The 14364-nt window shown below is 63.0% G+C and carries 13 protein-coding genes and 2 pseudogenes; 6 read left to right on the top strand and 9 right to left on the bottom strand.

The genetic code is table 11. The annotated features are described in order from the left end of the window. Position 1 precedes the first annotated feature (1 nt). The 5 genes from tssJ to tagF (FJ867_RS21415) are packed head-to-tail and all read left to right on the top strand — an operon-like array spanning position 2 to position 7213. Positions 2-454 (top strand): type VI secretion system lipoprotein TssJ, encoded by a 453-nt coding sequence (gene tssJ, locus FJ867_RS21435; protein ID WP_140818528.1) that lies wholly within the window; start codon positions 2-4, stop codon positions 452-454. Between the two features lie 38 nt (positions 455-492). Next, a complete protein-coding gene (gene tssK, locus FJ867_RS21430; protein ID WP_140818526.1) occupies positions 493-1827 on the top strand; it encodes a type VI secretion system baseplate subunit TssK in 1335 nt (444 codons plus the stop codon). Between the two features lie 4 nt (positions 1828-1831). Beyond that, entirely contained in the window at positions 1832-3154 is a 1323-nt protein-coding gene (gene icmH, locus FJ867_RS21425) for a type IVB secretion system protein IcmH/DotU (RefSeq protein WP_140818524.1), read from the top strand. A 1-nt stretch (position 3155) separates the two neighbouring features. Further along, complete coding sequence (tssM, locus tag FJ867_RS21420) at positions 3156-6692, top strand: type VI secretion system membrane subunit TssM (RefSeq protein ID WP_140818522.1); 3537 nt, start codon at positions 3156-3158, stop codon at positions 6690-6692. Beyond that, positions 6689-7213 carry a type VI secretion system-associated protein TagF gene (gene tagF, locus FJ867_RS21415; protein ID WP_181165312.1) on the top strand — a complete coding sequence of 175 codons (525 nt, stop codon included), beginning with the start codon at positions 6689-6691 and terminating at the stop codon, positions 7211-7213. Before tssM ends, tagF (FJ867_RS21415) begins: the two co-directional genes overlap by 4 nt. Positions 7214-7349: 136 nt before the next feature. On the opposite strand, the gene FJ867_RS21410 is transcribed toward tagF (FJ867_RS21415), so the two are convergent. From FJ867_RS21410 to FJ867_RS21380, 7 genes and pseudogenes are all read right to left on the bottom strand, one after another. Beyond that, positions 7350-8399, bottom strand: coding sequence for a hypothetical protein (locus tag FJ867_RS21410; protein ID WP_140623898.1), 1050 nt, complete (start codon positions 8397-8399; stop codon positions 7350-7352). Continuing rightward, positions 8387-9472 (bottom strand): DUF2169 domain-containing protein, encoded by a 1086-nt coding sequence (locus FJ867_RS21405; protein WP_140557364.1) that lies wholly within the window; start codon positions 9470-9472, stop codon positions 8387-8389. The genes FJ867_RS21410 and FJ867_RS21405 overlap by 13 nt, the downstream gene beginning before the upstream one ends. A gap of 3 nt (positions 9473-9475) precedes the next feature. Next, entirely contained in the window at positions 9476-9967 is a 492-nt protein-coding gene (locus FJ867_RS21400) for a hypothetical protein (RefSeq protein ID WP_140557363.1), read from the bottom strand. A 1-nt stretch (position 9968) separates the two neighbouring features. After that, a complete protein-coding gene (locus tag FJ867_RS21395; RefSeq protein ID WP_140557361.1) occupies positions 9969-10403 on the bottom strand; it encodes a hypothetical protein in 435 nt (144 codons plus the stop codon). Between the two features lie 12 nt (positions 10404-10415). Beyond that, positions 10416-11255: a DUF4150 domain-containing protein gene (locus FJ867_RS21390; protein WP_210241328.1), complete on the bottom strand. Its 840-nt coding sequence runs from the start codon at positions 11253-11255 to the stop codon at positions 10416-10418. Between the two features lie 15 nt (positions 11256-11270). Next, on the bottom strand, positions 11271-11792 hold the full coding sequence (gene tagF / locus FJ867_RS21385; protein WP_140818518.1) for a type VI secretion system-associated protein TagF: 522 nt from the start codon (positions 11790-11792) through the stop codon (positions 11271-11273). Continuing rightward, a pseudogene (locus tag FJ867_RS21380) lies at positions 11789-12295 on the bottom strand (hypothetical protein); the annotation flags it as partial. The pseudogene FJ867_RS21380 and the gene tagF (FJ867_RS21385), both read right to left, overlap by 4 nt. 247 nt (positions 12296-12542) lie before the next feature. Here FJ867_RS21380 and FJ867_RS29115 point away from each other — a divergent pair. Next, a pseudogene (locus tag FJ867_RS29115) lies at positions 12543-12658 on the top strand (IS481 family transposase); the annotation flags it as partial. 105 nt (positions 12659-12763) lie between these two features. Here FJ867_RS29115 and FJ867_RS21370 read toward each other — a convergent pair. Together FJ867_RS21370 and FJ867_RS21365 are read right to left on the bottom strand one after the other, a co-directional pair. After that, on the bottom strand, positions 12764-13927 hold the full coding sequence (locus FJ867_RS21370; protein WP_140623904.1) for a hypothetical protein: 1164 nt from the start codon (positions 13925-13927) through the stop codon (positions 12764-12766). Positions 13928-13937: 10 nt separating this feature from the next. After that, the gene (locus tag FJ867_RS21365) at positions 13938-14363 is read right to left on the bottom strand and encodes a DUF6484 domain-containing protein (RefSeq protein ID WP_140557457.1); all 426 of its coding nucleotides are present in this window, start codon (positions 14361-14363) and stop codon (positions 13938-13940) included. Between the last annotated feature and the right edge of the window lies 1 nt (position 14364).

Raw genomic sequence — 14364 nt, 5'->3', positions numbered from 1 at the left:
CATGATCGACCGACGTGAATTGATGATTGCCCTGGGCGCGACCGGGCTGGTTGCAGCGTGCCAGAGCGGTCCGCCAAAGCCGTCGGTGATCACCGTCAACGTGACCGGCGCGGCCGGCATGAATCCGGGGCCAGGTGGCGGCGACCGGCCGGTGACGGTCCTCGTGATGCGGTTAAAAAGCACCGGTAAATTCAATTCCGCCGACTATTTTGCGCTGCAGGGGGATGCCGGCAGCGCACTCGCAGGAGATCTTATCGGTTCCGACCAGATCGCCGTCGGGCCCGGAAAATCCGCATCCAAGACCATCACGGTCGAGCCGGACGCGACGGCTCTGGGCTTCGTTGCACTGATCCGCGAACCTGGCGGCAGGAACTGGCGGACAACCAAGTCGGTGTCGCCGGGATCAAAGTTCGCCATCAATGTCACGTTGGGCAGCGGCGGCATCTCCGCCTAGCGGCCAAGGTAAGGGAGCTCAATGCAGAGAGTAGCGGCATGAGCGATGCAAACAGGGTGCTATGGTCCGAAGGACTTTTCCTGCGAACCCAGCATTTCCAGCAGCAGGATCGTTTCTTCGAGGCGACGGTGCGCGGCGCGTTGCAGGCCGGACAACTGCATACGTTCGGCTTTCGACAGCTGACGCTGGACCAGGCATTGCTGGAAGCCGGCCAGATCGCGATCCTGTCGGCCCGGGGCATCTTCCCGGATGGGACACCTTTTTCCATTCCGGATTTGATGGACGCACCGCGACCGCTGCCGGTCACCCCCGAGACGAGCGCAGGGCCGGTGCTGGTCGCCTTGCCGCTGGAGCCTCCCGGTGGTGTCGGCTTCGATCCGGCACACGCCGCCGCCTCTGGAGCGCGATATCATGGGCGGATTGTTTCGGTGCGCGACGCTGTCCAGGGCGGTTCGGATCCTGAAGAAATCGAAATCGCCCGTCCGCAGGCGCTGCTGCTTGCACCTGGCAAGTCGGTTGGTGGCTACACCGCCTTGCCGATAGCCGACCTCAACGGAGTTCGAGCCGATGGCGGCGTCTCTCTGGACGAGAGCTTCCTGCCACCGGCACTGGTTACCGGCGCGGTGGCCTGGTATCGGCAACTGCTTCTGGAAGTTGTCACCGGCCTCGACCAGATCGCCGAGGCGCATGGCAAGATGGTCATGGGCGGGCCTGGGCGCAGCGTCGAAGACCTGTTGATGCTCAACCTCGCCAATGCGGCGCGTCCGCGACTGGCTCACATGCTGGCGCAGGATGTCTTCCATCCGGCCGAGCTTTACCTGGAACTCGCCGGGCTCGCTGGTTCGATGGCAACTTACGGATCGAGCGCGCGGCGGCTGGGCGAGTTGCCCGCTTACGATCACATGGCGCCCGGCCCTGCCTATTCGGCGCTGGCGGATGCGCTGCGCTCGCTCATTCTCAGCCTTCGTTACATCGAGCCGAAATCGCGTGCGCTGCCTGTCATGCGGCACTCGACCAATGTCTGGAAAATTCGCATCGACAACCCAAAGCTTTTGGTGGCCAGCCGCATCGTCATCCGGGTCGGCTCGGAGCTGTCGGAGGATGCCTTGCGCAAGATCTTCGTCAATCAGGCGACCGTCGGCTCGGCCGACGAGTTCGAGGGCCTGTGGAAATCGCGCTTGCCCGGCATTCCGCTAAAACCGCTTCATTCCCAGCCACGCGAAATCCCCTACGACGGCGATCGACTGTGCCTCGAATTGGATCAGAAAAGCGAACACTGGGCCTCGCTGCTCGACGCACCAGGCTTCGTCATCGGTGTTTCGGGCGTGTTGCCAAGCGAGCCGCAGGTGGACTGCTATTCGGTGAACAGGTGAGATCATGAGCCGCGATGATCCTTTCGGACTGTCGGAGGATCGCGAACGCACTCGCATACGATTGAGCGGCGCGCCGATGCCAAGGCCCATGGCGCCACTTTCGCCGGGCGCACTGGCAAAACGCTCTCGCACCCACCCGAACGCGCTTGTCAACGCCTTTGCGCCCTTGCTCGAGTTCGCTCCCGAGCTCGAAAGCGCAATGCCGCCAGACAATCCGGAAGTCTTGCGCACCCGTTTGCTCGAAGAACTGGTTCGGGCACGCGACACGGCTATGTCGACGGGGTCCTCGATGGAGCGAGCCGACCAGGCAGCTTGGGTGGTGGCTGCGTTGCTCGACGATCTGGCCCTGAACACGCCTTGGGGCGGGGCCAGTGCCTGGCCGCGGCAGCCGCTCGTCGTCATGCTGCGCGGCGATGTCGATGCCGGCACGCAATTCTTCACGCGACTCGACGAACTGGAACGACATCCTAACCGGGACCGAGAATTGCTCGAACTGCAGTACCATTGCCTGGCGCTCGGCTTCCGTGGCAAATATCGCGTGCCCGGCCGCTCAGGCGACCGCTCGCTCAATGCGGTTCGCGTGGCGGCGGCCCGCTTCCTGCGCAATGCCGACGCCGAAGGCGCGCCTTTAGCGCCAAACTGGAAAGGTGTCATCGCCTCCGACCAGCCGCAGCGCTTCATCGTGCCGATCTGGGTCATGGCGCTCGGTGCTGCGGTTGCAGCCGCGGCGATCCATATCGGGCTGTCGATGGGACTGAGCAGCCAGGCGGTCGAGCTTTCCGCACTTGTTCGTGCCCTGCCACCGCCTGCCCGCGGCGACATCACCCGCGCGTCGCCCAAAGTCGACGCCCCGCCACCGGAAAAAGTGGATTTTGCGCTGTTGCCGGAATTCCAGGCGGGGGCGCCGGCCGAGCTCAAATCTGCTCTCAGCGGCACGGAGAGCGTTTCACTGGCCAAGCTGATCATCCAGGCCTCCAACCCCGAACTATTCCAGTCATCGCGGCCACAATTGACCGATGGTTTCGAACCCTTGATCGGTTCGATCGCCAAGGTGATCCTCGCCAATCAGGAGCTGATCGGAAACATCACGGTGGTCGGCCATACTGACAGCGTTCCTTTGCAAAAGACCAACCCGCTGTCGACCAACCAGCGACTATCCGAGGCTCGCGCCCGGACGATTGCCGACATGCTGGTTCAAAACGGAGTGCCGCAGGATCGCGTCCATTCGGAGGGCCGGGCTGCCACCGATCCTGTGGCCAGCGACAGCACGCGCGAGGGGCGAGCCTTGAATCGCCGCGTCGAGGTGCTCGTCGAAAAGAGGCTGTGAGATGTTCATCCTGCGCTTCCTCTGGGCGGTCCTGACATCGCGCTGGCTGTGGACGCTGATCGGCCTGACGCTGCTATCCCTGGTTATCTGGATCTTCGGTCCGATCGTCAGGGTTGGTCCCTACGACCCCTTCGCCTCCGAAAATGTGCGCATCGTCATCATCGCGCTGCTGGTCATCTTCTGGCTGGTCTGGCTGATCGTTGCCCAGCGCCGGGCGATCCGCGCCAACCGCATGTTCGTCGCCGAGATTGCCGCGCCAGCGGTGGAAAAGCCGCTCAGCCCAGGCGAAGAGAACGTCGCCGCCGTGGGCGCCAAGTTCGCCGAGGTGATGACCGAACTGAGGCGCCGCAAGCTGGGCGGGCGCAAGTTCCTGCGCGAGATGCCTTGGTATGTGATCGTCGGGCCGCCGGCCACCGGCAAGACCACCGCCTTGCGGCAGTCCGGACTGAATTTTCCGATCGACCTCACAGACGACTTGCAGGGGGTCGGTGGCACGCGCAACTGCGACTGGTTCTTTTCCGAAAACGCGGTTCTAATCGACACCGCCGGCCGCTATGTCCAGCATGAGAGCCAGCCGGATGTCGACGCGGCCGAATGGCTCGGTTTCCTCGACCTCTTGAAGAAACATCGCGGCCGCCGTGCGCTGAACGGCGTGATCGTCGCGCTTTCGATCGACGTCCTTTCCGAGGGCGACGAGGCCATCAAGGCGCACGGGCGCAAGATCCGCCGCCGGTTGGCCGAGCTCAACGACCGGCTTGAAATCCGCCTGCCGGTCTATCTGATGCTGACCAAGGCCGACCTGATCAAGGGCTTCGAGCCCTTCTTCGGCGGCCTGTCGACCGCCTCGCGCGAACAGGTGTGGGGGACGACGTTCGCGCTGGATGCGCGCGTGGATGGCAAGACCATCGAACGAGAAATCGCGACGCTGGCGACCGAACTCGAGCGGCGCCTGGTGACGCGCCTGGAGGACGAGGACAAACTCGCCGCCCGTGCCGAAATCTTCAGGTTTCCCGCCCAACTGACAAGCTTGTCCGAACCGATTCAGGTGCTGGTCGAAGCCATGTTCGGCGAAAGCCGGTATGAGGAGGCTGCCTGGCTGCGCGGCCTCTACCTGACATCGGCGACGCAGGAAGGGGCGCCTATCGACCGGCTGACCGCCGCGCTGTCTTCCTCCTTCGGTCTTCCGCCGCGGCGCGCCCTGCCCGCATCTCGGGTCGAGAAACGCAGCTTCTTCCTGAAGAACCTTCTCACTGAAGTCATCTTCAAGGAAGCAGGCCTCGGTACATTCGACCCGCTGGCGCAACGCCGCCGCGCCTGGATGTGGCGGGGTGCGGCCGCAGCATGCACGGCGGCGACGTTGCTGGCCGGCGGGCTGTTCACCTGGTCCTATTTTGACAACCGCCATGCGATCTCGGCGCAGGCAGGCCAGTTCGAAGCGCTGCAAACGCCGCTGACCTCCGCTGCCGCAACCCCGGCATCGGTGGAGCGGCCTGCCATGGACGGCGCGCTCGAGGCGATGGACGCGGTCGCAAATGCCCGGACTGCACCGCCGGGCGCTGCCCACGATCTGCTTGGCCCATCGGCCTCGGCGGAACTGGTCAGGGCACAGGCCGACACTTATGACCACGCCCTCCGCAACGTGCTCGAGCCCCGGATGGTGGCCCTGCTCGAGGCGACGATGTGGCGCCAGATCCGCGATCCCGACTTCATGCTCGGTGCGCTCAAGACCTATCGCATGATGACGGGCCTGTCGCAGATGGATCCAGACTACGCCCAGAACTGGTGGGTGAACAGTCTGCCCGAATTCGCGGCCGCGGCGCCATTTCCGACAGCCGACGCCGAAGAGCATCAGCTTGCCGCGATCCACCGGATGACGGTCGACGAAAGCTATGTCGCGCCGGACCAGGCCCTGGTTGCCGAAGCTCTGAAAACGGTCTGCACGATTTCGTTGCCGGCGCGTGGCTACAAGCAGTTGTTGGCCGATCCGGCAGTGGCCGGGCTGAAGGAGTGGATACCGGCCAATTTCGCCGGCCCAAACGGCGGCAAAGTGTTTGCACGGCGTTCGGGCAAGACATTACGCGTCGGCATTTCGGGCGCTTTCACCTATTCCGGCTTTCACGACGTCATTCTCGACCGCATCGACGATGTCGCCGCCCAGGCGGCGCTCGATCGTGCGGTTTTCGCCGGCGGTTGCTCGGAAAATGCCGAGACATCCGTCTCGGCGCTGTCCGAGGATATTCTGAAGCTCTACTACGACGACTACATCGCGCAATGGGATAGCTTCCTGCGCGACATGAGGCTTGCGCCATTGACCGATCTCAATGTCGCCGGCGAAAACCTGAAAGACCTCTCAAGTGCGGATTCAGCGCTGAAGCGGCTGCTTACGGCGGTCGTTCAGGAGACAGAACTGACCCGTTCCGACGAAGCGCCTGCCGACGACAAGGCGGCAGCCAAGGGCGCTTCGAAACTGCTCGGCAAGCTGGGCAAGCTGGGCAAACTGGCGACATCGGGTGCGAAACTACTTCCCCGCGCCGGATCCGCCAGTGAGGTGGACCTGACCGGCAATCTGGTGGCCGAACATTTCAAACCGCTGAAGAGCACCATCGCAGAGGTCGACGGCCAGCCACCGGCGCTGGATGCTGCCGTTGTCGCACTGACCGCGCTTTCGAACGTCCTGCAAACGGTCACCGCGAACCCCAATCCACAGGACGCCATCAAGAAACAGGGGGGCCTTGCCGAACTGACGGGCGCGGTGGCAAGGCAGGCCCAGATCCTGCCAGATCCCATCAACAGCTGGTTGGGCGGGATAGCCGGCGACACCAGCAATTTGACTCAGAAGGCGGTCACTTCGGAACTCAACGCCATCTGGCGGGCCGACATACTGCCTTTCTGCCAGGCGGCGCTGAACAATCGCTATCCCTTCAGCGAAGCCAGTGCGGTCGACGTCAACGTGCGCGATTTCGCCCGCCTGTTCGGGCCCGCCGGGCTGATCGACGGTTTCATCAACGACCACCTGATCAATTATGTCGACACGACCGGCGAGCCTTGGAAGTGGCGCGCCGATTTCGGCCTCGACCCTTCGGCGCTGGCGGCGTTCGAGCAGGCCAGGCACATCCGCGACGATCTTTTCCCCGGGGGTGCCGGACCGGTGATGAGCTTCACGCTCGAACCGAAGGATCTGTCTCCCAACCTCACGCGCGTCACGCTCAATCTCGATGGCCAGAGCCTCGTCTACTACAACAACGCAACGCGGCCGCAACCGATGACCTGGCCCGGCAAGGACGGCACCGGGGTCATTTCGCTCGCCTTCCAGCCGATCGACGGATCGCCCGAAATCATGCTCAACGAGACCGGCAGCTGGGCATGGCTGAGGATGTTGCGCAGCGGCCGATTCACCGGAACCTCGCTTTCGGATGTCTACAGTCTGCGCCTGGGCACGAAAGGCATGTACGCCGATTTCGAGCTCAAGGCCGCCAGCGTCGAAAACCCCTACAACCTCGAAATGTTCAAGAAGTTCACATGTCCCGCGCAGATATGAACGCGCCCGGCTTCTACGGCAAGATCCCGGCGACGGGGGATTTCGTCGCTTGGAACCTGCCGCGGACTTTTATCGACCGCTGGGACCGCTGGATGTCGATGGAATTGCTGGCGCGGCCGGATGAAGGTGAGTTGGACTCGCGTGTCTGGCGCTTTACCATGCAGCCCGGTATTTTTGGTGACCTGCCCTGCGCCGGCGCATGGCGCATGAGCGAGGACCGTGTCGGGCGCCGATACCCCTTTGCCATTGTGCGGCTTGGACCGCCACCGGAGCCTACCGCCAGATGGTTTGACGAAATCGCCGCCTGCCTTAACGGCGCTGTGGAAGGAAACTGGTCAACCACCAAGCTAGCAGAGACGCTGGCCTTGCTGAGAGAGACGAGCACGGGCGACGCTTCCGCCATAACGTTCTGGTGCGATGACTTCGACGTCATCGAGTTTAGCTTCGCTGATATCCACGACCTCGCCGACAACGCCTTGCCGAAGCTGCGCGCCACCAAGCCCGCAATCGAGGATGTCTGACGATGGGCTTTACTGCCTTCGCTGAGAGCATGGGCTTCTTTCATAGGGGAAGTGGTGGCAAGGGCATTGCGCCAGGCGACGTGACATCTGTCTCAGCCCTCTTCCGCCAACGGCGGCGCTCACGCCCCTTCCGGCCTCAACGCCGGCGCATTCCCGCGACCACGGCTGCCGTCCTCAGGCCTGTTTCGGACGCTATCTCGAGCATCGCTGCAGACCCCGGCGCATAGTTTTGTCGCATGCCGTCCGCCGCCAGCATCAACGCCAGCGCACCTGCCGCAGCACCAACCTCGCCGACGGTCATCGCCGGATACGCCGTCGGGGTCAATTCTCGCAGCGTGCGATAGAAGCGCGGGTGCACAACCAGTTGCTCGAGTGCGCGATGACGCTCGCCGTTGGAATTGCTGACGACAAAGGAAATGTCGGATTCCTTCGGCCCGTTGCTCGCAACCGCCGCGCGCAACGCGCTCAGCATGGCACGGCCCTGACTGAAACGGTCGGAGAGGACACTGTCTTCCTCGCGCGCGACGCCGATATTGACGACAGCGGGAGCAACTGCGCCATTACCCTCCGGCGCGCTAGTCAGCCTGACGAAGGCCGCCGCTTCGCCGGGGACCAGACCCTGAGCGCCGTCCGACGACTTCAGGCGCCCGCTTTGCCGCAGTCGGTCCAGGTCGACGTCGTTGAGGAAACTGTCGACCCCGCCCAGGATGATCTGTTCGACACCCGGCCTGCTGAACAAGTCTGACGCGCGTTCAAGCAGGCTGACACTGGCCGCCGCGCCGCCATCCACCGCGATCGACGCCGGATGGAAGCTGCCGCCGCAACCTAGCATCACGGCAGGCAGAAAATCGACAAACGGTACGGTCGCAAAAGCCGGATGGCTGCGAAAGCTCTCAGGCGGCGAAATGACGAGCGCCGTCGCCGCCGCCGCGAACGGCCCCGAACGGAGTGCTTCCATGATGGCCCGAACGGCCATGTTCACCAGCCACTCACCATCGGTTTTGCGCAGTTTCCAGGTCGTCGGTACGCGTGCGGCGATCTGGGTAGCGGGGAATGGCTCGACCACGATTTCATTGAATGCCGACAGGCCAGCGCGAATGGCCGCCAGTGTCTGGCGCGCGTTCAACCCGGCGGCCGTGACCGCGCCCGCGCCCGCGAGGTAGACCGGCGCCTTCACGGTTGCCATAACGGCCGGTCACGCAATGTCCCGTTGCCGCCATAGTGGCTGAAATACTGCTTGCGCTTGCGCTTCGCCGCGAGCAGCGCGGGCGTGACTTGGCCGAAAACGATTGCACGCAGCGCTGGCGCGTTGCGGCGGGTGAGGAGCGCGATGCGCGATTTCAGGGTGATGCGCCAGAGGTCCGGCTCGATGATGGCCGTGTCGGCCACAAACTCGCGCTCCTCGACCCGGTCGGCGAAGAGCAGGCGGATCGGCGCGATGACACGCGGCATCCGGAAATCCCAGCAGCCGGACGGCGTCAGACCGATGAGCCGCACGTCTTCGCCGCCGACGATGCGCGGCAGGTGCTGGTCGGGGGGCGTGCTCATGTGGTGCCGCAGATCGAAATCCTTGGGCGGTAAGGGCCACTGGTTGTCGATCCAGGCCTGGTCGTAGGTGCCCGCATATTGGAGGCGCTGCCGCCAATTCCTGCCAATCGGCCCGAAGCCTGCGGCCCTCGGCCGATCCTGCGGGCCGCGGAACATCTGGTCCGGATAGGTGATGTTGGGCGCATGTGTCCTGACGGACGGGTCGGCCGAGACAGCATGGCGAAAGCCGATGCCGACTGGGTTTTCGGCATCGGCTGCGGCGGTAGTCATGCCGCCAAAGGCGCGTTCATAAATGACCGGCATGGTTCGGAAAGGGTGCGGCTCACTGTAAGCGCCCGCGTCGTAGATGCGGTCCCCGATCACATGTAGCACCTTCTGCAGGCCGTTGACGCGAAAGCCGACCTGCATCTCATGCGCCGGCTTGCCCTTCGGCGAATAGGCGGTGCCGTTGACGACGATCTCGGAAGCCGGCTTTCGCGGGGCGATGTCGGCGTCATAACGGTTTGACGATAGGCCCGGCACGCCACGCGGCACATCTCCGAGGATCACGGGCAACTGAGCCGCCGCAATGTCCAGCCTGGCGTCCCGTTCTGGCGCCTCGAAGCTCGCCGAAAACATTGCGACGAGCACCTCCTGGCCGTCCGCGTCATGCTGGACATGGGTCATGGCGCTGAATGGTGTTCGGTTCTCGACCTCGACATCGAACGACATGGGTCACGTCCAGTTGCCGTTCTCGTCAAGACCGATCGGCCAGTACGGCATACACGTTATCAATTGCACATAATCCTCGTGCTTTTCCTCGACCAGCCATTGCAGCATCGCGACCTGCGGGGGTACGCGATCGGCCGCGGGCAACGAGCGGTTGACCTCGTCGAATTCGAGCCAGTAGTTGCGAAAGAACCAGACGACTTCGGGCGCCGATGCTGGACCGGCCAGACGCTTGTCGAATGCCAGGTCAACCGCCTCGTCGTGGTCATAACCCTCCTCAACCAAAGCCTGTACGTTGCCCTGCCACCAGTTGTCCGCAACCTTGTACGCAACCTCGAAGTTGGCGATGTACTCTGCGTACATTTCCCTGTGCTGCTCGGTCGCTTCGGCAATCGGCTTGGCTTTGCCCTGGTCCGGCACCTGGCCCGCGAGATCGTTGGGCGCGTTCAAAAGCTGCCTTACGCCTTTTTCGATGTTGTGGACGACCTTGAACGCCATGTCAGCAATACTCCCCGCCTGGAGACAGGCCGACCGGAACGAAGACGAGAAAGCTCATGATCTCAAAGAGATCAGGAGCCGCGGTCTTGAGGTCGTTGACCAGCAAATCGACCGGGAGCGCAAAGTCGACGTCATCTGAGTCGTCATCGGACCCCCAATCGCCCTCCTCCGGCGCAGCGTCCGGCTGCTTGTTTGTTTCGTTCTCGCGGTTCAGTTCGAGGATGCGCAGGTAATAGATCCGGACGACCTCAAGCACTCTGGGATGAGCAACGGGACCCATCGGCCATCGTTGTTCGAACGCGTTGAGGGATTTTGCGTCCTGCATTTTTTCAGGACCGCGCCCAGCGCGTTCCCTCCACCAGGTCATCACGGGCGGCACAATCTTGCGGAGATCGGCGACATATTCAGCCTGGAGATCGTCGTATCGCGCGTTCATCGATTGTGCCTCTCATCTCCTGCTCCTGGCTACCTTCGCCTTAACCTTCGAGCCCTGGCTCATGTAGTGCTCTTCACAATGCGGTCGGGCGAACTTCGCCTTGCGCATCATCTCCTTGAATTTTTCCACTCCGAGATGGCAGCCGCCCTTGTCCCATGCCTCGTTCAGCGGGGGCTGGTGGTCGTGGGTGCGATACTCCTTCTTTTCCCATGAGCCGTCCTCATTCTTGGTCCATTGCTTCTTGCTCTTCCTCCTCCCCCTCTTTTCCCGATGGAATGGGGCGGTGCCGGTTGCCCTCTTGCCCTTGCATTCCCAGCAAGGCTTGCCATTGACCGCGTCGCGCTGCTCGGCCGAGCGGCCCGGCCGGCAGGCCTGACTATAGGGTTTGTTCTTCGGGCAAGGCGTGTTGTACAGGTCACCCAACTCGGCCCTGAGCGTCGTTAATGCGCCAAGGGTCGTGCAATTCGGCGGAGTGCACATGGTGTTCTGCAGCACAGGATCGCCGTGCCGGCAAACGCCCTTGCCTTCTACCTTCACCGTGAACGACCACAATGTGAAACTGGCCTTGCCCTTGATCTTGTGCGTCACCACGCCCGCGCCGAGACCTGGCGTCGCCGGTTCATTGCCGGTGGACATCGAGCACTCGGAAACGTTTTCCAGTGCCGTCGGATTGCCGCCATCCGCTTTGACGCTCTTGCTTCCCTTGATCAGGTCCTTGGCGAACGCCATGTTGACATAAGGCACCGGAACCGGCCCCGCGGGTGGCGGGGGCGGCGTCAAGCAGACGTCACCCGGCGCGATCGCCTGGCCGTTGCTGCCCTTGTGGAACCACCCCATGTTTTCCGCGAACACCGTGCAGGGCATGCCTTAGGCCTCGGCTGGCGTGGACGCCTGACGCATGGCAATCAGACCATTGTCGGCGAGGTCGTAGATGTCGGCAAAAGCCAGTTCCCTCACTTCCCAGTCGTCCGTCCAGAAGGCTATGCGTTCCGGCGACGCGCCATAGCCCGGCGGCGGCAGTTCCACGATGCGCTGCTGTAGCCGCGACGGCGGCCAGAAATCGTCGACGCATCCCGAGATCAGCCGCGCCATTTCATCAAACCATCGGTCGGTAGCCTCCGGCGGTGGGCCGAGTCGAACGATCGCAAACGGATAGCGCCGGCCGGCCCTGTCTTCGCTCATGCGCCAGACGCCCGCATTTGGCTGGTCGCCAAAGATGCCCGCACGGACCGAGAAGCGCCATATGCGCGGATTGAGCTCGCCCGTATCGGGCCTGTCACGCAGTTCAATCGACATCCAGCGGTCCCAGCGGTCGGTGAGGACGCGCGGCAAATTCCAGGTGATAAAGTCACCTGTCGAGGGGATCTTGCCGAAAAAACCTGTCGTCATATCTGCGCCGGACAGGAGAACTTCTTGAACATTTGCAAATTGTAGGGGTAGTCGATACTTGACGCCTTGAGCGTCAAGTCCCCGTAATAGCCTACTGCCCCTACCCGCAGGCTGTAGACATCCGCGAGTGATGTCGCGGTGAACCGCGCCGTCCGCAGCATTCGCAGCCACGCCCAACTGCCCGTGTCGCTCACCATCATAACCGGCGAGCCGTCGACGGCCTTGTTGTCGCAAGCGGGCGCTGGTTCGTCATTGCAGCGCATCAGTTCGGTTTTGCACACGATTGCCGTCACCAACCACGTGAGGGCGGAGTCTGCGCTCAACAGATCCTTGAGGTTTTCCCTATGAGCCGAAAGGGCGGTCAACCGGGCCAGCTTGACGTCGGGCAGGAAACTGTCCCACTGCGCGTAATAGAGCTTCAGTATATCTTTCGACAACGCGGCGGCCGAGGTCTTGGCGTTGTCGAAACAGCCGCCGGCAAAGACCGCGTGATCCAGCGCCGCCAAATCCTCGGCTTCCGCAGCGCGCACCAATGGAAAAGAGTCGGTCATGTCCCCCAACACCGCCCAGAGGGCCTATATCATAACAATAATAACAAATTTTTGGCGCGAAAGGTGAATTATTGTTCCAGGAGGTGCCATCACTTGCTCCCCTGCATACCCGAGGAGGACCATCCTCTATGCGCCTGAACGAACAGCTATATTTTTGATCCCAGGCTTTGATGGTGCATCCTTAGTCAAAGGAAGCGCTATGGGCCACATTCTGCCTGGGAGCGCCTCGACGACAGAGGCGGCCTGTCGAGCGATACAGCACGGTCAAGAGAGGCTGAGGGCGCTGCCAAGCGCCACGGGATCAAGCAGAAGACCACCGGCAACGGCGCTACCGAAGGGGCGATGGCGCTGATGGTGGCGGCTGACGTTTTGTGAACGACTATGCCCTGGGGCCGACCGCTGAACTCGCGCGTTGTTCGTTCACATCCAGGCCGGGAACCGGCGCGTCCGGCGCCAATCGATTAGGGGTGTATCCGGATTGGCGAGTGCGGCGCGTATTGCGTCCAGCCGAAGCCTGCGCATCGAATGGAAGGTCTCGTGATTGCTCCCGCCGCGTCCCCCGTCCCACCACGCGGACACGCGATCGGCGACCGGAAGCGGGCTGGCGGTCAGGGATTCAAATTCCTTGCCGAGCGCGGCCGCGTCTGTCGTGAACAGGTCGGTATCATTGAGATCTACCTCGAACAGATCGCGCAACGCCAGCCCGGCGGCGAAGACAAGCTCTGGCTCACGCATCTTGGCGATCAGCCACGGCATGACCGACCGGTCGCCAAAGAGGCCGATTGCCGCTGTCGCAGTGGCGCGCAAGGCAGGCTGCTTCAGACGGTCCTGCAGCCAGCCCTTGCCGGCCTTCAGGGGCGTCGTCAAAAGGCGCATCTCGATCGCTGCAGGCGCGAGGGCCGGCTCTGCCAGTACGATCTGGTCAAGCACCGGGTGAGCCAAGCGCGCTTGACCAAGAAGGCAAGCCGCAAGTGCGGCGATCAGGCGTTCCTTCGACGTGTGGCCGTCGAGTCCGTCCAGCACCGTCAGAAGGACGTCGCGCCGCTTGAGCCCGCCGGCAAGCCGAAATGCACGCCTGCGAATATTCGAGTCCGGATCGCCCAGCAAATCGCCAAGGCGGGTACCGGGATCGACGCGATGATGCCAGAGTGCCGCGAGGCCGAGGCCGCGCAGCCGCGCATCGCGCGCGTCCAGCCATTCCGCCACGAACGAACTCAGATTTTCGCGCGGCGTACGCGCTATCGCGCCGGACAGGCCCGACGCGCCATCCTCGCCCAGCGTTCCCGCGGCGTCGACCACCGAGGTAACTGTTTCGGCCTCGCCCCAATGCAACGCCAGCACGCAGAGCACGAAAAGCTCGCCGGGCTCGGCGTAGTCGGCGAAATGCGCCTGAGCCGCCTCCCAGCCGGCCTTTCCGGAAGCCATTAGCCCTTCGAGATTTGCATTCAGGCGCTGGTCGATACGGCCGATATCGGTTTCGCCCAGGATCGGACCATCGATTTCACGTCGTCGACGGGACCAGAGGAAAGCCGCGTCGCTGGCGTGCTGGTCCACCATGGCAGCGATAGACGCGATCCGCTGCATCGTGAACGCCTCAGTTGAGATGGATGGCTCCGCCACGGATGCGGTTGGTGCCGCTTGCGTGGCTCGTCAGTTGGTTGCCGCGAATTGTGATGCGCCCATCCTTCTCTAGGATAATCGATGCCAGGCCGCAGCGCAGTTCTATCCGTTCTTCTCCGCTGATGACGACACGGTCGCCTTCGCGGACAACTGACAGTTTCCTCTCCTTGTGAGCTGGATCGACGATACGTCCGACGACCAGCGGCCGCATCGGGTCGCCACCTTCAAAAAGCAACGCCAGTTCCGACCCGATCGACGAAGTGTCCAGCTCGGTCAGACTGCGCGCCGCAATTGCTGTCTCGCGTGGATTGCCAACGAAGACAACTAGCGGCGCCCCGTCTGCGAAACCAATCAGCAGGCCGATCACGACGCCGTCGATACGATCCAGCACTTGCATGATG

Origin of the sequence: Mesorhizobium sp. B2-5-3 (genome assembly GCF_006441005.1) — a bacterium.
GTDB lineage: Bacteria > Pseudomonadota > Alphaproteobacteria > Rhizobiales > Rhizobiaceae > Mesorhizobium.
Note: the sequence above shows the minus strand (reverse complement) of the source record. Positions and strands in the feature narration are given on the sequence as shown.